Here is an 18,319-nt window from a genome sequence, read left to right on the forward strand (position 1 = left end):
GTTAATTCATTTTCATATTAAGAACATCTTCCTGGTCTTCCGGCTCATCAGGCTGTCCGAATTTTAAATTCAGCGGATCCCTTTTATCCATGGGGGATTCGCCCCTCATATCCGCTGATTCCCCCTTCATGCTCGCCCTGGGCCTGGAAAAGGTCCCTTTGAGTGGTATGGTGATTTTACCTTTATTGTCTATAAAGGATGAAAGCAGAGGCTTGAATTCGGCGAACACTGTTGACTCGGGATCAAGTGATATGGAGAGGTCCAGTTTCGAATTTGGAAAAATTGGGGCCATAATTATATTACCGGAAATGGTCCCGCGGATGTCTGTTCCCGATATAAGAAACTGTTTTATTATCATCTTGTTGTTGGCAATTTCAGTATCGATCTGAATAGAAGATATTTTGATAATAGGAGGCAGGGATATTCCTCCCATGCTGTCGGGGAGAGTCATATTTTCAAACTTGCAAAGGACGTTTTCCGTCATTAATTTGATAGTGCCGTCCGAGATAGAACCGGATTTGGGGTTAAAGGATACATCAATATTCCCGTTAATATTTCCGTCAATGCTCATCTGTAGAGAGGAATACTTAATACTGCTGATCTGAAGGTCGCCTTTGAAGGTATTGCTGAAGAGAAGGGAATAGGGGTTCAATGAGAGATTGGCAAGGATCTGCTTAATCGACAATTCACTGCCGTTTTTAAAAGTAATATAAATATTCTCAAAAAAGGAGTCACCGATAAAACTGATGTCCATATCCTGAATAAAAATATTCTGGAAGGCTTTTTTTTCAAGTTTCTGCAGGTGCTGACGAATAATCATGTCATAGGGAAAAGTAAATATGAAAAAAATAAATGTCACAACTACAGACAGCATTAGATATGTCTTGAAAAAAGGAAGCTTGTAAATATCCTTTATTTTCCCCAGTACGGATTTCACCGTTACTATAATACTATTCTTTATCTCAGTGATGTTCATTTCGTTTTTCTATTTCTCAGTCGATTTTATAGCTTTCAAATTTAATGGTGACATCATAATTATTGCGTTCTTTTAAGGCTTCATTAATCCTGAAATAACTCACTTTAATAAGCTTGTTGGAATTTTCCATGTAATAGAGAAAATCCATAACACCCTTTATATTGACGCCTTCAAATTTAACATCAGTAGTGATTTTTTTAAATTTATTCTGGATGTTGCTCTCATTGTCACGGTTATAGGCCTTGTTGTCTATGATATTGGCCTTCCGGGCGTTGTCCTCCACGAGAGTGGAAACAGAGCGGGTGTCGCGCAAAAGCTGGTCCATTTTATCGCGCTTTTCCTTAATATCACGGAACTGTTTATAGACAGAATCCATCTCATTCAGGCGCTGAATATTGGTTTCATATTTTTCATCTATGGACTGCTTTAGGTTTATTATGGGATTAATTATTCCATAGAACAGGACCAGTATGGCGAAGAAAACTCCCATTATCTGAATAAGTCTTTTTTCCCGTGGAGTCAGCTTAATCATTTAAGGTTACCTTTTACTTCTTCATTCTTTTTTTTCTTTATCGTCATGGAAAAACGTACTTCATTTTTTCTTGAGGATTTGATATCCAGATCGACCTTTTCAAATTTTCCACTCTGAGAAAGCTTTGATTTAAAATCATCGATATTCTGTGAAGAATTTATGGTACCGTCTATGCGTATGATGCTTTCATTTATTACCATGTTTTTAAGGCTGAAACTCTCATCCTTTGAAAAAAGAGAAAGTGAATCGTTCATGAGGTCCAGAATTGAGGAATTATCGGGTACCAGTATGGTCAAATTTTCCAGTTCCGATTTTTCTTTTTTTAATTTTTTTCTGGCCGCATCAAGCGGGTCATCCGGTGTGCTGCGGTCGTTGAAATATTTTCTGTAATTATTCATAAGAAGCGAATCGTAATACCTGTTAGATTGTGATGTCATGAAGAAGGATATAATAATATTAATCAACAAGACTAATGCGGACAGGCCCAGAAACATACCCGAGAGGTAATATATTTTTTTTGAAGAGCGCGCCAGGTCAGGGATGAACTCACCTTTTAAAAAATTTATATATGAATTCTTTTTATTTATATATGCCAGGAGAAGGCCGAAGACGATGGGAAACTGGCTTCTTATTTTTTGATCTTTATAATCCTCCAGGAAGGGCATGGGCACAACGGTGATTTCCAGTTCCCTGGAGATCTGAGATGAGAGCCCATTGATATTGGATCCTCCTCCGGAAATCAGTATCCGGCTGAATTCTGCTGCGGGATTGTCGATTCGGTATGCCCTGATGGTGAGCATCAGTTGTTCGTTAAGGTCGTTTATGACCTCTTCGGTGATGGAAGATATCTTTTTTAATTGAGGTTTTTTAAAATTCAGGTTTTTGTAATAGTCTCTGTCCAGAATATTTTCGTATGAAAGTATATCAGTATTAAGATTTTTAAAAAGAACAGCCGCTTCATTTTCCGCTACTTTAAGATATTCGGCTATGGACTTATGGATGTCGTTCAGAGAAGTCGAAATAGAGCGTGTATATTGGAGACGTTTATTCTTAATTATATTAATGATGCTTTTATTATTACCAATATCGAGCTGAATGATTGTTTCATCTTCAACGGTATTGAAGTAGTTGTAACACTCGAAAAGCGAATTTGCTTCAAGCCCCATCATGAAGGGGGTAACAGTGTTATCCTTTAGAGAGCGTATAAAATCGTGAACCGTTTCCTTGTGAGCCGCTGCTAAAAGAATCTTTCCCTCTTCACGACTTTCACTTTTCAGAGACTGGAAGTCCATGACAAGGTCGTCGATTTTAAAAGGAATATTTTCCTCTGCTTCGAAGGGAATGGCTTCGGCAATTTTTTGAACATCGCTGAATGGGAAGGAAATGTTCCTAATTATGGCCTTTTCCATGGGAAGGTTTGTCAGCACCTTGAATCCCTTGATCGGGTCTTCTCCAAGCATTTTCAGGATTGCATTGGAAATGGCTTCATCCCTGTTGGGATTGTCAAGATCTATGTCTTCACAGGACAGGGACTTTATTTGAAAATCACTGAAACCGGTCCGTGCCTTGATCATTTTTACGGTTGTTGTTCCGATGTCTATTGCCGCGATATTCTCAAACAAGGGAAGACTCCTGCGCGATTATTCTTCACACCAGTATAATATTTTTTTAGTATCACGGTTATAAATTGCCGTAATAATAACCTTCGTTCTGCCCACAGCAGCAGTTGCCTGTATCTTGAAAATATAGGATTTTACTGTGATATACTTCTGGAGTATGTCAAATGCATCATCGTCATCAATAATTTCTTTAATTTCGTTTATTGAACGGAATGGCTGAATCAATCTTCTTCTTATTACTTCAGACACTTTATCATCGGTCATATTTTCTGTCAATGCTGATATTATCCGGTATGGAGCCGTATTTATATTAATTTTATTGTATTCATGAAGGAAGTCGTCACGCTTTCCGTTAACCCTGAAATAATCAGGCAATGCACGACTTTTCTCTCTTCCGATTTCCTTGTCCTTCATTTCGGTGTCAGCTTTCCGGTTGTCAGGAGAGGTATTACTTTCAGTCAACGACTGTATCTTGTCCATGTCAAGAGACACATCACCCGTGTTGCTATCGACTAGATTTTGCTCGAGCCCGGAGTTGCCTCCGCCGAGACCATAATAAATCTCTGGAGTCATATCCTTGAGCATAAGCACTTCATCAATACTGTCCATTGCCCCGTTTTTTGCCGAATACGAGGGATTTAATGAAAGATAATAATCGGAGGTTTCGGCTCCGTATGGCATCGGTGTATCATCAATATCGACCCAGTCATGCATGATGTCGGCAAAATCCATGGGAAGACCCATGTTGAGAAAAAATATCTGGGCCATGTAATAATATTTTGTTTTTTCCGTAAATTCATTGGCAAAGGCGCTTATATTAATTTTGGAATTTTCATCGGAGATTTTAATTTTCAGTGTGCCGTCATCTATGGGGATCGCGGGATAATCAACTGCCCAGAGATCATCGTAGGAATCAATATTTTTATCGGTTTCCTTACCTGTTATCATCTGGGCGGCAAGTCCCTTTTTATCGGCCTGGAGCATATATTCGCCAAGCTTGACACCCGATTTAGCCAGCATGCCGGCCTTCAGCCTGTGGTCGAATTTGCGCATATAATTGATACTTGTCTGGGATGTTACGATAAAATCAGCTGTTATTGAAATAAGGACGGTGGTGATAATAAGAACCAGTATGATAACGTATCCTCGGGAATTGGTAAAATACCCGAATATTCCCTTCCGGTACAGTTTGTCCTTTCTTTCAAAATAATCTTCAGTAAAGGCGGCTGCCATGTCTCTAAGGCTTTTCATCTGAATGCCCGATTCCCCTAGCTGCTCATATCGACGCGGGACAGGAAGATGAATTCTTCCTCCCTGCCGGTATAGGTTTTTACGCGAATTTTTGTTCTCATGGTTTCCGGGAAACGCTTTGTTTCCCGCGAGTCCCAGGTGTCAGTCCAGTCGTTGCGCATCTTGAATTCAATTTTAAAGCCCATGACATTTTCAAGGATTTTTGATTCGGAACCGCCGCTTTCCGGATCATCATCATAGTGGGGCTGTTCACGCCTTACCAGGTAGAATAATTCATGTATTTGCGGGTCTTCTTTGAGAAAATACCCGATCTCATTGACATCACTGACATGGACTGGTTTTTTTATACTGCCCATAACATTAAAACTACGATGGTTTACCGTTACAAAATTAACCGTACTATTGTCTCCGGAAACGCTGCCGATAAAGGCGATTTTTGGATTATCCTTATTGAAAAAAGCGTTAGAAATGTCTGAATCAATTTTTGTCATGGCAAGATTGATATTTTCATAGTATTCGGAATAGCCGGTTATATCCTGGATTGTTTTTATTATTGAATGATATGATGTGTAGACCATCACGAGAATTATGGAAGCAATGGTTGAGGCCACTAATATCTCGATAAGAGTGAATCCGTCATGATTATGGCTAATACGGGACAGCCTCTTAATTCGTTGGATAAATGTATGATATGGAATATTCTTTTTCCCGATCATTTTCTCTCCATGTCACCGTTATCTCTGTTTCCTTGGCCGGCAGGGGACCCAGGAGCGGATGTTCAAAACGCTGTGTCACCCTGTTAATGAAAAAATTTTCATATTCCTCCACTGGTTCGTGATTCAGATCGGTCCCCCTCATTTTGCTGTCTATGAATTCATTCATTTTACTCTTCGCAATTATCATTGCCCGGGTATAATTTTTAGCTCCGCTCATTACATTTATGCTGGTTGATATACCTGAATAAATGCTTAATAGAATTATGGAAAGAATCGTTACGGCAATCAGGACCTCTATGAGGGCAAAACCGCTGCGACTGCTTTTTTTGTTCCACCGGGGCATGGGTTACTGAGCCCCCTCATCTTCAAATGATTTGTATTCCTTTGTAACCACCGGTTCCTTCAGGTACTTGTGAAGAATTACGGACCATCTGTCTTCATTATTTACAAGGACGTGGATGATGATATTGTCGGAATAACCCTGCTGATAGAAAGGAACCAGTATAGTCCCGTTTCTTGATATTTCTCCATTGGAGAAAAGAACCTCTTCAATCATGAAGGAGTCGGGGAAGCCACGGTGTTGCAGCATTTTCTTATCGTTCTCAATAAATTTTCCGTCCTTAAGGTTGAGAACGGAAAGCCCATTGGTTCTGCTATAAATTTCTTTCATTACGGGATCGTCGGAATCGGAAAATTCATCGCCGGTGCCGTGAAGATGTATGGCAAGAAAGTTGGTATGGCTGTTGAGAAAACTGTCGTCAAAGGTTTTAGCAATAATTCCTGTCAATATAGCCATGTTTTCACGCTCACTGCTGAAAAAGGTTGTGAGCCTGGGTGTTACAGCCAGGGCCATTATTGATAATACTACGACAACAATGATTGTCTCAATCAGCGTGAATCCCCGGTTGTCAAAAAAATAGTTTCTAGTATGACGCATCGTTGTTGCCCGGGACATGGTTATTGTGCATGCCTTGATAATGCAGGGTTTTATTCCCAGCTCTTCAAATCGGCATTGAATCCTTCTCCCCCTTCCTTTCCGTCAGCGCCCAGGCTCACGATCTCGAAATCAGGGTCATTCTCCCCGGGAGAACGATACTGGTATTCATTTCCCCAGGGATCCTGCGGGATCTTCTTCATGATTTTTTCTGAAACCAGAACCTGCAGGCCCTCTTCGGTAGTAGGGAAGTTTCCTTTTTCGAAGGCGTATTTTTGCAGTCCCATTTCAAAGTTCTTCATCTGTTGTTTCGCAGCGGTAACTTTCGCTTTTTGCGGCATGTCCAGGAACCTCGGTACAACCAGGGCTCCCAGGATAGCGATGATGGTTACAACAATCAGGATTTCAATCAAGGTCATACCTTCTTGGCCGGACATTGTCTTCCCGAACTGTTTAAATCGGCGAAATATTAGTTTTAGCATGTCATACTCCTTGTTTGTTGAAATAATTTCTGTTTTTGAAAAAATTAAATGTCATTTATTGGACAATTATAATGATAATCTGTTTCAGATTATATTCACACACCGGTTATTGCATTATTGCACCAGGAGGCTCATCTCCATAATAGGCAGCATAACCGAAAGGACAATTACACCGATAATAATACCCATGACGATGATAATCAGCGGCTCAATAAGGCTCGTAAGACTGGTAATGGTTAAATCAATTTCTGTTTCATAGACCTTCCCGATGTTCAGAAGCATGGTATCAAGATTATCGCTGGCTTCACCGGCTGCTATCATTCCCAGGACCATGCGGGGAAGAAAATCGCTTTTCTGAAGAGCATTGGAGATAGAAGAGCCTTCGCGTATTTTTTTTGATGATTCGGCGATTTTTGCCTCAATCACCTGGTTTCCCACAATTTTTTGAACTATCTCAAAGGATTTTATAATATCAACCTTATTATTCATAAGTATGCCCAGGTTCTGGGTGAAACGCAGGACCAGCAGTTTGCGATACAGGTTTTTAATCAGGGGAAGTTTCAGTTTCAACTCATCGATTTTCAGCCGTCCTTCAGGAGTCTGTATATATCTTCTGAAAAGGTAATACGCTGTAATTATAATAACGGGAATCATAAACCAGAAGTGTTTCAGTATATCGCTGATAAACATGACAATTTCCGTGGAAAAGGGAAGGTCCTTGTTCTGGTCTTTGAACATTTCCGAAATGGCCGGAATGATGCTGACCATGAGAAAGATGACGACGATGGACGCAAAGGTAAACATGAAGAGAGGATAATAGAGTGCGGCTTGAACCTTGCTCTTCAGGATATTCTTTTTTTCCTCCATCTCTGCAAGGCGTTCAATGACATGATCCAGGGAACCCAGGTTTTCGCCTACTCTGACCATGTTGACATACATGTCCGAGAAAATGGGACGATGACGCAACAGAGCGTTTGAAAAAGAAGAACCCTCCTCGATTTTTTCTTTAATATCGGCCACAACATTACGGAAGTGTTTATTATCGATCTGGTCGATGATATCGGTAATGGCATGGGGCAGGGACATCCCGGCCTTAAGAAGCGTAGCCAGTTGACGCGAAAACAGCCCAATTTGCTTTGAAATAAAACGAATGCTTATCTCGTCACTTAACCGTTCCATGAGGATCTTTATTTTCCCCATTTCCTGATGGGAAGATTCTTCACGGACCACATCATGCCGGGAGATTTTAACCAGATATAGGCCCTGCGCCCTGATTTTTGTCCGCGCCGTAGATTCAGACGAAGCATCAATATAGTCGGAAACGCTGTCTCCCTTCTGGTTCAGTGCCTGGTAATGAAAAATCATTGTCAGGTAACCCTCAGAACTTCTTCCACCGATGTAATTCCTTCGATAACCTTATTAAGTCCGTCTTCACGCAGGGTCTGCATGCCCTGGCTTATGGCAAGATTTTTTATCTCTTCAGAGTCGGTCTGCTTAATAATCAGTCTTCTTATTTCAGTTGTCACCGGTAATAGTTCATAAATACCGGTACGGCCGGAATATCCCGTATTGAGACATTTATCACAACCTTTCCCGGCATAAAATTTCCCTTGTTTCAATTGTGACGGCTTTAGATTGAGCTCGGAAAGTACTTTGGGTGTCGGTTTATAAGACTCCTTGCAGTGTGGGCATATCCGACGTATAAGACGCTGGGCAAGAAACGCATTGACCGATGAGGCTATGAGAAAAGGCTCAATGCCCATATCAAGGAGACGGGTTATTCCACTGGCAGCATCGTTGGTGTGAAGTGTTGAAAAAACCTGGTGTCCCGTCAGTGCCGACTGAACCGCTATTTCAGCTGTTTCCAGGTCGCGAATCTCACCGATCATTATAATGTCAGGGTCCTGGCGAAGTATGGATCTCAGACCCGTTGAGAAGGTGAGCTCTATCTTTGGTTTGACCTGCATCTGTCCGATACCGTGCAGCTGATATTCGATGGGATCTTCAACGGTAAGAATATTAACATCGTGCGTATTGAGACGCACGAGCACGCTGTAAAGAGTTGTGCTCTTGCCGCTTCCTGTCGGTCCTGTTACCAGGATGACTCCATGTGATTTTTTAATGAGTTCATTGAATACATCAAGATCCCTTTTTGAGAATCCCAGAGAGTCAAGATCAAACTTCATATCTGTTTTATTGAGAAGCCTGAGCACGACCCGTTCCCCATAGTGGGTGGGGAAAATGGAAACCCTGATATCAATATCCTTGCCGCTGATCTTGAGCTGTATGCGTCCGTCCTGCGGCAGACGGTTTTCCGCTATGTTCAGGTTGGCCATTATTTTTATCCGGGAAATGACAGCTCCCTGATATTTTTTCGGCGGAGTAAACTGCTGATAGAGTATACCGTCTATACGGAACCTAACGATAAGGTCTTTTTCAAAGGGTTCTATGTGGATATCACTGGCCCGTTCATTCACTGCCTGTTTTATAATTGTATTTACAAGCCTGATTATGGGCGCATCATTCGCCATGTCAGAGATGTCTTCTGTCTCTGATATCTGGCTGGAAAGTATTTCGAAATCGGACTCTTCCAGGTCTTCGATCACATCGTGGGTTGTTTCATCCTTCAGGACGTCATAGTGTGTATGGATGAGCCGCTGAATCTCATCCCCTATGGTAAGTACTGTTCTGAATTCAAATTTAGGGAAAAGCATTTTAAGATCGTCCAGGGGCTGGACATTCAGGGCATCAACGAGAGCGACGTGAATATATTGTCCCTTTTTCTTGAAAGGAACAATTCTGTTTTTATTTAAAAAGTGCGTGGGTATATTTCCGAAAAGATTGTCAGGATCGTCGAATTCGATATGAAGTTGCGTATCGATCCCATAGTGATCACCGAGTGCTTTCAAAATCTGTTCCTGGCTGCAGACGCCTTTTTTTATAAGGAGTTCACCAAGCCTGAGCGAAGAATTTTTCTGAAGAAGCAGCGCCTCCTGCAGCTGTTCAGGCGTAATTATGTTCTGCTCTACCAGTATTTTCCCAAAATGTTTTGTCTTTGCCATGTTTGTCTTAATTTTTCACCGGATTCTCAATCTGCTCTGACTGTCACGTTTCTGTTTGGTTATGGCGTCAATCCTGTCCTGCTTGGTGACGATATGAGGAGTAATAAATACAAGAAGATTCGTCTTTTTATACTCCGTGGTTTTATGCTTGAAGAGCCATCCAAGAACGGGGATGTCACCAAGAAGAGGAACTTTTGTTTCCTGTACGGATTTATTGTTGGTTATAAGACCGCCCACAACTATGGTTTTACCATCGAGAACGGATACCTTGGTTTTAATGTCACGCTTGCCAAGTTTTGGAGGCACGGTGGAAGAAGTGTCTGTTGTAGTGCCGAGTACGGAATTTATTTCCTGGTAAAGGTCCAGGGTTATCCGATTGCTGTTGGTAATATGCGGCGTAATTTTGAGTTTAATACCCACTGATTTATATTCATAGGTATAGAACTGCGTACCAGATTCGCTGATACGGTTATTGGATGCTACGGGAATTTCCTCGCCCACATTGAGTTCAGCTTCCTGGTTGTCGATGGTAAGAAGCTGCGGTGTGGACAGGATATTAAAATTATTATCGGTACCGCTGGCATTGAGAAGGACAAACCCCAGCATGGAGGTATCGGATAGATATCCAAGCTGTAGACCCGATGCAAGGGGGACCACAAGTTTTTTACCATTCACCGATGAAGTGGAATAATCGGGAGGCGACCCCATGATGGACGATCCACCGAACATATTTGTGCCGGACTGTTGTCCCAGCATCCAGTCGATTCCGAAACCCCATCCATTTTCAGCATTGACTTCAATGATGAGCGCCTCAATAAGCACCTGCTCTCTCACGATGTCCAATTCCTTGATTATCCTGTTTATTTCTTTGAATTCTTCAGGCTTTGCCGTGATGATGAGTGAATTGGTTTCCTTGTTGGCAATGATGGAAAGTTTTGTTTTCTGCTGCTGACTGACAGGTTCGGTTTTAGTGACCCTTCTTGATTTGCTGGATGATTTAACTTTCTGCGGATTATTCGTTGATAAGGGAGTAGTGTCTATTTTTGCAGACTCGGAAAAAGGAATTCGCGATAATACTTCGGCCAGCTGAACAGCGTCGGCATTCTCAAGGTTGACAACATTGATAAACCCCTTGGGTGTAGCCCCCTCGGGAAGGTCCTCGGCCTGTTTGTCCAGTGCCGAGGCAATCTTGATGAGACCGTCTATTTCCGAAGATGTGCCGCTCACAATGATGGTGTTCAACGGCATATATACGACGATGTCGGTCATTTTCGATTTCAGGGGTTTCAGGGTGTTGGCTATTTCCGTTGCATCGGCATTTTTAATTTCGAGAAGAAAGGTGACTGAATTCTCTTTGTCAGGTGAGATGTTTTTCTTTTCGCCATCGACGATTATTTCAACATTTTTCTTTATAGCCTCCTGAATGGGGAGAACTTTAATCAGGTTGCCTGTTTCTACAACGGCAAGGCCTTTTACTTCCAGAATTGATTTCATTACATCATAAGCCTGAGATACGGGAACTTTCTTTGCGGAGCTGATGGATATCTTGCCCTTGACCTTGTCATCCATAATGATGTTTTTACCGATCAGCTGGCTCATGATGTTTAGGAATTCTGAAATTTCCACATCTTTAAAATTGAGAGCAAATTTTCTTTCTGCTTTTTTCCCTTTACTTGCCTGTTTTTCCTGGGCATCGGCAATGAAATATGAGCGCAGAATGGATGAATCACAATGAAGGAGATCACGAGAGATAAGAGGTAAAAAAAATAGGGTGAGGACCGCAAACAGTGTTATTATTGCAATAGGATATGCTTTTCTTTTACCCATGAATAGTTCCTTGTGATGTTTATTCTGTAACATTGAGATCGAAGGTAACCAGGCGGCCGCCCCGCTCTATATCAACCGTAATTTTATTTTCATTTTGAAGAGACTGCCACATTTTATATAATTTATCCGTGCTGTCGATCGTTTTTCCATTAACACGTTTGACTATATCACCGCTTCTTGCCCCAAGCTTGTAGAGGATATTGTATGGCCGGACCTTTTTCAGCTGATATCCAACAATTGCACCATTTTCCCTGTAGGGACCGGCCAGCAGTCCCTTCATGGCATTATCGAGGTCATTCATGACTTTTTGCTTGATCTCGGCCCTGCTAATATTCTTTTTTACAAGATTTCCGCTCGTGTCAGGCTGTGCCGTGGATTGGTGCTGTTGAGGTGTTTCCTTTTTTCCATAGAGTTCGAGAACACTTCTCTGCCCATTGAGGTCCAGGTGGACTCTATCAGTGCCAATCCTAATTAATTTATATCCGTATACATCATTGTTTATTTCACTGTTTATTTTGTAAAGGGCAAAAATCTGTGGTTCCTTTTCGCCTGCTTTCCTGACAAGGGCCCGGGCAATACTGGATGGTCCAGTTATGGTTCCCAGGAGCGTGAGACTGTCCAGCGAACCTGCTGAAGGAGCTGAAGATTCCACTGTTGACGCACCCGATGAGTCAGAAACCTTGAAAAAACCCGATTCGATGATGGGATTATAATCTTCCAGGGATTTTACCGTTTTTTTCCGGGTTGTTTTCAGTTCCTTTTTTATAACAGGGGAATAGGATGGAGTCATGTTATATTTGATTACATGATTGATAGTTGAAGCGGTGATATAAGAGAATATAATCACTGAGGCTATATTCATCATATGATATTTAAAATTCTGCATCACCATTACCCCTGGATAACCGACTGCTCATATCCCTTATCTTAAAACCAATCACGTCAAGCAATTAATCGAAACCTTACAACTGTGAATAAAATGTTTTTTTAAAAAGCTTATTCCAGAAGTAGAAAATACGTTTCCTGTTGAATAGTATTGCAATAAAAATAAAAAGTATAAATATGAGAATTTTATATCGATTAAGATAGGGGAAGATGATCCGATAGTTTTCCCCGAAAGAATAACCCAGATAGAATAGAATAGAAGAAGTGCAGACCAGGGCTATGAAATCTATCAAGAGAAATTTCTTAAATTTCATTTTGATAAGTCCCGCTGTCATGAAAAGCATGTTTCTTACACCAAATGGCACAAAGCGTCCGAAGAATAAGGTTTTGCTGCCATACTTATCAAAATACATCTCCAGCTTCCCAAGTCGTTCTTTTGAAAAATTCTTATTAAAGAATTTGATTTTGTATAGTCTGCTGCTGGCAAGAATTCTTCCGCCGGCATACCGTCCAATGGCATATGCTACAATGTCACTGGAATAGGCTCCCAGGAAGCATCCGGCAAAAATATAATAAGTGTTTTCAGGAATGATCGTGGCTGCTATAGAGGCTGAAATAATAAATACAAGATCCTCTGATATGGGGAAACTGAATCCAGCCAGGACGAGAAGGGCAAAGGAAATAAAATGCACATACGGTGCCGCGTTGGTAAGTATAGTAGCTAATAATTCCATAGAATTTTCCAAAAAATAAGTAATATGAATATAGTATTATCGATCATTTTACGATGAAAGACTCGGAACAAATGGCGGGCATGCCTTTCTTCACCCATACCCGGATTTTTGTAACGCTTTTGCCTTCATTGTTTGTGATAGTTCCCAGATCCTCTATGTTGCCGATAGTTTCAATGGAAAATTCATAGAATTTCTGTACATGATTGAACGAATCGGTCAGAAGAATTAAAACATTTTTATTTGTGGGATGCTTTTTAGGTATTCCCTCAAAAGAGGAGTGAGTCTCATGAATGTTTAATTCTCTTTTTCTGTCAAGATCATATTTTCCCGACATGGCAAGGAGTTTCTGGACATACTTACGGTCTTCCATTTTTTTTACCATTCTAATTAATAATAATTATTGAACTATGACTACTGCATGCATATCGTAAAAGTATTAAAGAAAGATGACACAAAGAACAATTATCTGGAAATTTAAGCAATTATTTGTAACAGAATATTTTAATCACTTCACAGAAAAATCTTTATAAAAGAACACCCTTGTAATAATCTATCGGGATTCCCTTATTATCAAGCACAATATTTGCAATAAAATAATATACGCGACCCATTAAAATTGAATTTTTAATGTTCGATTGTGAAGGCAAGCGGCAGAAAAGATAGTTTTCAGCAAAATAATCAGGATAACGGAGGATAGTAAAATGAATTTAATAATTTAAGTCGACCTGTGTTTTTTAATGTACTTGACGCTATAAATAAACATTATATCAATTGAAAGAATTCATCATCCTGTAAGGCATTATTTCAAAAATAAAGAAAATAGAAATGATTAAATTAAGAAGTAAAATTATTCTCATAGCGCTCACCTCCGTTCTTATTCTCATACTGCTCAGCCTTGTTTCGCTGACTATATATTTTAATGTCACCTATCCTGAGAATAGGTTGAGAGATTTTGTGTCCAATTTTTGCAAGGAGAACCTTGGAAAGGCTGTTAAATTTGAAGGAGTCTCCATCAAATACTCAGGAAATATAATTGTAAAAAAATTCAATCTGTCTATCAGCAGTGACTTCAATGATAATATAAGCTTTATACAATCAGAGGAGGCCGAACTGGACATCAATTTTCTAAATTTATTCAGGAATATAGTTAAGGTTGAAGGTGTTCACTTTGGGAAAAGCACCATTTCCATTCAGAAAACATTCGGAAAAGATTATGTAGAAAACTTTAAAAGCATTTTTTCTTTTATTGATACATTACAAAAACCAGGTTATATAAACCTTGATAATTTCTATGTTACTTTTAAAAAAAGCGACCTGTTTTATCATGAGTTCTTTAAAGAGCATAAGCTGACCCTTGCATGCCGGAATGCCATAATAAAATTAAGAAGTGATGAGAAAAAATTTACCTACTTTGTAGAAGGGATACTTCTGCCTTACAAAACAGAAGAAATAAAGGAAGGGGATATTTCCATTTCGGGAAAATTCTACTATGACCGTGCAAAGGAATCAAAGACAAATATTGTCATCGATAATTTTGATATGTCAGTTTTCAGCGAATACATCATAGAAAACCAGCTGAGCAAGATGCTCTTTACCGGCGGATTGTCCACTGATATAGTAATTCTTATGCGGGCAGATGAGTATGGTGTAAAAGGCGATGTGGAAACCAATAATCTGTCCATAACATCAAGTGGAGCACAGCAGTATTCTCTTGTATCCAATGAAAATTTCAATGCTGAAGTAGATATGCGGTTCTCACGGGTAAAAAATTTTATCAATTTCAGGGAATTACATCTCTATGATGATGTTCTGGATATTGATTTTTCAGGCAAATATTCAGATTTCAAAGAGGACAGAAATCTGAAATTCAAAGTAGAAACCAATACTATCGATTTAGATGATTTATCACGATGCTTCTCTCCATATATGGATGTCAGTTATAAAGGCTCCTTCAATATCAAGGCCAGTGTCGATTATGATCTCGCAAAAAAACAGGCCAGGGAAGTCAATATAACGTCTCTCCTGGAAGGTTTTTCCATCATCAAAAGCGAGAAGGGCAAAACCCGTGAATTATTGTCGAACGGCTCAATGAATTTAGCGCTTAACCAAAATACCATGGATATTAATTCGGAATTTAAAATTAATAACTCCGATTTCAGCATTAAAAGTAAGACAGCTGTAAAAGATTTTTATCCTCCTGTTTCCTCGACGACTGTGGGTGTTTCCTCAAAAAAACTGAGTACTGAACTGCTCTACGATGTCATCTCCCTTGGGCTGGATAAAATTTTCTTAAACGCCTATAAGGATCAGCAGAAGGGATATGACGAAATATTTTTTCTACAGAAACCTCTGGGATCTCTCGTTAACACTAATAATTTTTCGCTCGAATGGAACGCCGATTCCCTGTTTCTGACAGGGAATGCAGAGTTAAAAAAAATGAATTGTGCCATCAAGTTGGAAAATGGCACACTTACCATGGAAGACTTTAATCTCGAAGGATACGATGCGCAATACCGTCTGGAACTCCAGGGATATTTCAACAGGGATTACCCTTTCTTGACCATAAAAGGGAATGTGGGACAGCTTGACCTGGGGAAAATGTCCAGAGATTTAAAGAGTGATTTTTCCATGGAGGGGAAGCTCAATATTGATTTTGACTATGAGCTTACCGCGTACCGGCTGTTTCAAATACTGCAGAATTCAAAAGGTAATGTTTCCATCAATGTTGGTGCTGGTAGGATTAAAAACACGGAAACTCAAAAAAGAATAACATCATTTTTGAAAAAGAACGGGCTTGAAGCAAATGATCTTAATGATCTTGAGATCAGCAATTTTTCTTTTGCATTATCTCAATCGGGCGAGAATTTCTATGTCAGGAATTTTACACTCAATTCCAATTTTGTCAACTTTTCTGCATATGGAACATATGGCTATGATACGGGTCTCAGAATACCTTCATATGTATCGCTGAAAGATACTACAGGGAAAACAATAAGCGTCCCGATGGAAATTTCGGGACGCCTGGAGAAACCTGATATGCTGCTAAAATCAATCAGCAAAGAGCCGTTGAGTTTATTCCCGGACATCCAGTAATTCGTATATTTTTACCGGGAGTTCTTTTCCTTTGACTTTGATAAGGTCCAGTTCACGGACAACCACATTATCTTTTACATGTTCATAAGTGAATTCGCTGATAATTATATAGGTGCCGTATACCTTGTTCGTCCCTTCGAGACGTGCCCCGAGGTTAACATTATCACCCATGAGGGTGTAATCCATTCGTGACGAAGACCCCATGTTGCCCACAACCATATCACCCGTGTTGATACCGATACCTATGTTAAGCTCGGGTTTGCCTTCATTCCTCCAGTTTTCGTTCATTTTGTGAAGGACTTCCATCTGCTCGAGGGCGCATTTACATGCCATGAGTGCATGATTTTCCATCTCAATAGGAGCTCCCCAGAAGGCCATAATTTCATCACCGACATATTTATCCAGTGTGCCGTCATATTTGAATACCATATCGGTCATGGCCTGGAGATAATGATTAAGATGTTCAACCAGCTTTTCCGGTGTCAGCTTTTCGGAAATGGAGGTGAACCCGCGGATATCGGAGAACAATACCGTAAGAATTTTCTTTTCACCGCCCAGCTTCAGCTTGTCTGGACTTTTCAGCAATTCATCAACGACTGATTTTGATACGAATTTTGAAAATGTCTGTCGTATATATTTCTTTTCCTGTTGCTCAGTGAGAACCCGGTAAGTAATTATCAACGTAAAACTGAGACCGGTCTGTATTATGGGGGTCAGCATGGCATTGATAATACTTGATGAATCAAAAATAACATACGAAGCTACAAGGTAAATAATTGATATAAAAAATACAAAGATTGTAGACATGATAATTGATAACCGGGGAAGGAAAAAACCCAGGAGTATGGCAATTACCAGCATTATTATCAGGTTCTGCATGGGCGACATTTTATAAAGAAAGTCCTGATTCAATATCGTATTGAGGGCATTGGCATGGTGCTCTATTCCGAAAGTCGTTCCATACGGTGATTTATGCTGATCCGTCGCTATGCCTGTTGATGCATAGGCGGCAATAAGAACAATTTTATCCGTAAGGGAAGTATTTCCTTCCATAGTGCCTTCCCGGGCAAAGAGAAAATAGGGATAGTGCTGAAAACTGCCGGAACCCCCGATGAAGTTTATATCCATAAATCCCAGTTCATCGACAGGTATGATTATTTCCCCGTTTTTGTTGGGTTTCGCCATTTTGTTCAAGGGGATATTTTTCAGCTTTAAATACTGACCCATCTTGATCTCAACATCATCCTTTCCAATGCCATAGTAATCCATGGCCAGGATAAGATCAACATTGGGATAATACCAGCCGTTGAATTTTATCACCAGGGGCATCTGCCTGTTTATTTGGTCGATTGGATCGGGGAAAACATTGGCAAAACCGACGCCGCGTGAGGCCTTGAGAAGATCGGGTGTGGGCGGAACCATTTCTTCAACGAGTTGAGGAGACGCATCAGCCGGATCAACGGGGAATCTCATACGGTTGAGGATATTTATGCGTTCTTTCTGATCATTATATTGTACATCGATTTCTTCCGTTTCAAAAGGATAGTCAAGGAAAACATTGCCGGCCTTTTTTATTGCCTTGGCAAGTTCCTTCTCGCCCTCTTTATGGTCAAGAAATGTTATATCAAAGAAAATTGACAATGGATTGCCGGTTGATATGAAATCTGTAAAAAGGGCATGTATATCCCAGGGGAAGGGCCACTGCACCTGGCGGTCCGAGAAATCCCTGATAGTGGCTTCATCAATACCGAGAATGATGATATCCTTTCGGGCGCGGGGATTTATTCTGCCCATGCGGACGCCGTCATCGAGTTTAACGGATTTTTCCGATGGATCACGCAGAAAGAAGCGAAAGTCGATGGCCCCCCTTTCAACTATATCAAACAAAGTTGTCTGCGTATAAAGTGCCATGATAATAAGGAATATTACAAAGGTTATGATGAAACTGATGGTTCTGTTGCGGTCAAATTTTAAAAATTCCATAAATACCTCTCGATGAACTCATAAGTATGGGCATATACTATTCAGGATTAAAATAATTTTCAAGCTATTAATTGCGAGCCGTGGAATTATTCATTTAAATTATCGGGAACCATGTTGGAGTAATTCCGTAATCAGAGGTACCCTATTTTTTAAGCCTTTTATATAGTTGACAAAAAAAAAATCCGTAACAGATATTGTTAATTTGTTCATTTAAAGAATTAAGAC

General features: G+C 40.3%; 16 protein-coding genes. 1 reads left to right on the forward strand and 15 read right to left on the reverse strand.

Annotation, left to right across the window (positions count from 1 at the left end; genetic code table 11):
* Position 1: 1 nt before the first annotated feature.
* The 14 genes from gspN to CVV44_04545 all read right to left on the reverse strand — a co-directional run bounded on the left by gspN (position 2) and on the right by CVV44_04545 (position 13,400).
* Positions 2-976 (reverse strand): type II secretion system protein GspN, encoded by a 975-nt coding sequence (gene gspN / locus CVV44_04480; GenBank protein ID PKL40869.1) that lies wholly within the window; start codon positions 974-976, stop codon positions 2-4.
* Between the two features lie 16 nt (positions 977-992).
* Positions 993-1,508 carry a hypothetical protein gene (locus tag CVV44_04485; GenBank protein ID PKL40870.1) on the reverse strand — a complete coding sequence of 172 codons (516 nt, stop codon included), beginning with the start codon at positions 1,506-1,508 and terminating at the stop codon, positions 993-995.
* Positions 1,505-3,130, reverse strand: a complete 1,626-nt coding sequence (locus tag CVV44_04490; protein ID PKL40871.1) for a hypothetical protein — start codon at positions 3,128-3,130, stop codon at positions 1,505-1,507. The genes CVV44_04485 and CVV44_04490 overlap by 4 nt, the downstream gene beginning before the upstream one ends.
* A gap of 18 nt (positions 3,131-3,148) precedes the next feature.
* Positions 3,149-4,378 carry a hypothetical protein gene (locus CVV44_04495; protein ID PKL40872.1) on the reverse strand — a complete coding sequence of 410 codons (1,230 nt, stop codon included), beginning with the start codon at positions 4,376-4,378 and terminating at the stop codon, positions 3,149-3,151.
* Between the two features lie 17 nt (positions 4,379-4,395).
* Positions 4,396-5,094: a hypothetical protein gene (locus tag CVV44_04500; protein PKL40873.1), complete on the reverse strand. Its 699-nt coding sequence runs from the start codon at positions 5,092-5,094 to the stop codon at positions 4,396-4,398.
* Positions 5,045-5,437 carry a hypothetical protein gene (locus CVV44_04505; protein PKL40874.1) on the reverse strand — a complete coding sequence of 131 codons (393 nt, stop codon included), beginning with the start codon at positions 5,435-5,437 and terminating at the stop codon, positions 5,045-5,047. Before CVV44_04505 ends, CVV44_04500 begins: the two co-directional genes overlap by 50 nt.
* A gap of 3 nt (positions 5,438-5,440) precedes the next feature.
* Entirely contained in the window at positions 5,441-6,049 is a 609-nt protein-coding gene (locus CVV44_04510) for a hypothetical protein (protein ID PKL40875.1), read from the reverse strand.
* Between the two features lie 32 nt (positions 6,050-6,081).
* Positions 6,082-6,465 (reverse strand): type II secretion system protein GspG, encoded by a 384-nt coding sequence (gspG, locus tag CVV44_04515; protein ID PKL40920.1) that lies wholly within the window; start codon positions 6,463-6,465, stop codon positions 6,082-6,084.
* A gap of 159 nt (positions 6,466-6,624) precedes the next feature.
* On the reverse strand, positions 6,625-7,875 hold the full coding sequence (locus CVV44_04520) for a type II secretion system F family protein (protein ID PKL40876.1): 1,251 nt from the start codon (positions 7,873-7,875) through the stop codon (positions 6,625-6,627).
* A 2-nt stretch (positions 7,876-7,877) separates the two neighbouring features.
* Positions 7,878-9,572 (reverse strand): type II secretion system protein GspE, encoded by a 1,695-nt coding sequence (gene gspE / locus CVV44_04525; GenBank protein ID PKL40877.1) that lies wholly within the window; start codon positions 9,570-9,572, stop codon positions 7,878-7,880.
* Between the two features lie 15 nt (positions 9,573-9,587).
* A complete protein-coding gene (locus tag CVV44_04530) occupies positions 9,588-11,432 on the reverse strand; it encodes a hypothetical protein (protein ID PKL40878.1) in 1,845 nt (614 codons plus the stop codon).
* Positions 11,419-12,285, reverse strand: coding sequence for a hypothetical protein (locus CVV44_04535; GenBank protein PKL40879.1), 867 nt, complete (start codon positions 12,283-12,285; stop codon positions 11,419-11,421). Before CVV44_04535 ends, CVV44_04530 begins: the two co-directional genes overlap by 14 nt.
* A 76-nt stretch (positions 12,286-12,361) precedes the next feature.
* Positions 12,362-13,018, reverse strand: a complete 657-nt coding sequence (locus CVV44_04540; protein ID PKL40880.1) for a DedA family protein — start codon at positions 13,016-13,018, stop codon at positions 12,362-12,364.
* 43 nt (positions 13,019-13,061) lie between these two features.
* Entirely contained in the window at positions 13,062-13,400 is a 339-nt protein-coding gene (locus tag CVV44_04545; protein ID PKL40881.1) for an inorganic pyrophosphatase Ppa, read from the reverse strand.
* A 443-nt stretch (positions 13,401-13,843) separates the two neighbouring features.
* Between CVV44_04545 and CVV44_04550 the strand changes: the two genes are divergently transcribed.
* Positions 13,844-16,111, forward strand: coding sequence for a hypothetical protein (locus CVV44_04550; protein ID PKL40882.1), 2,268 nt, complete (start codon positions 13,844-13,846; stop codon positions 16,109-16,111).
* Here the strand turns inward: CVV44_04550 and CVV44_04555 are convergent.
* Entirely contained in the window at positions 16,091-18,094 is a 2,004-nt protein-coding gene (locus CVV44_04555) for an adenylate/guanylate cyclase domain-containing protein (protein PKL40883.1), read from the reverse strand. The genes CVV44_04550 and CVV44_04555 overlap by 21 nt on opposite strands.
* Positions 18,095-18,319: the final 225 nt, after the last annotated feature.

The organism is Spirochaetae bacterium HGW-Spirochaetae-1, assembly GCA_002839375.1.
Classification (GTDB): Bacteria; Spirochaetota; UBA4802; order UBA4802; family UBA5550; genus PGXY01.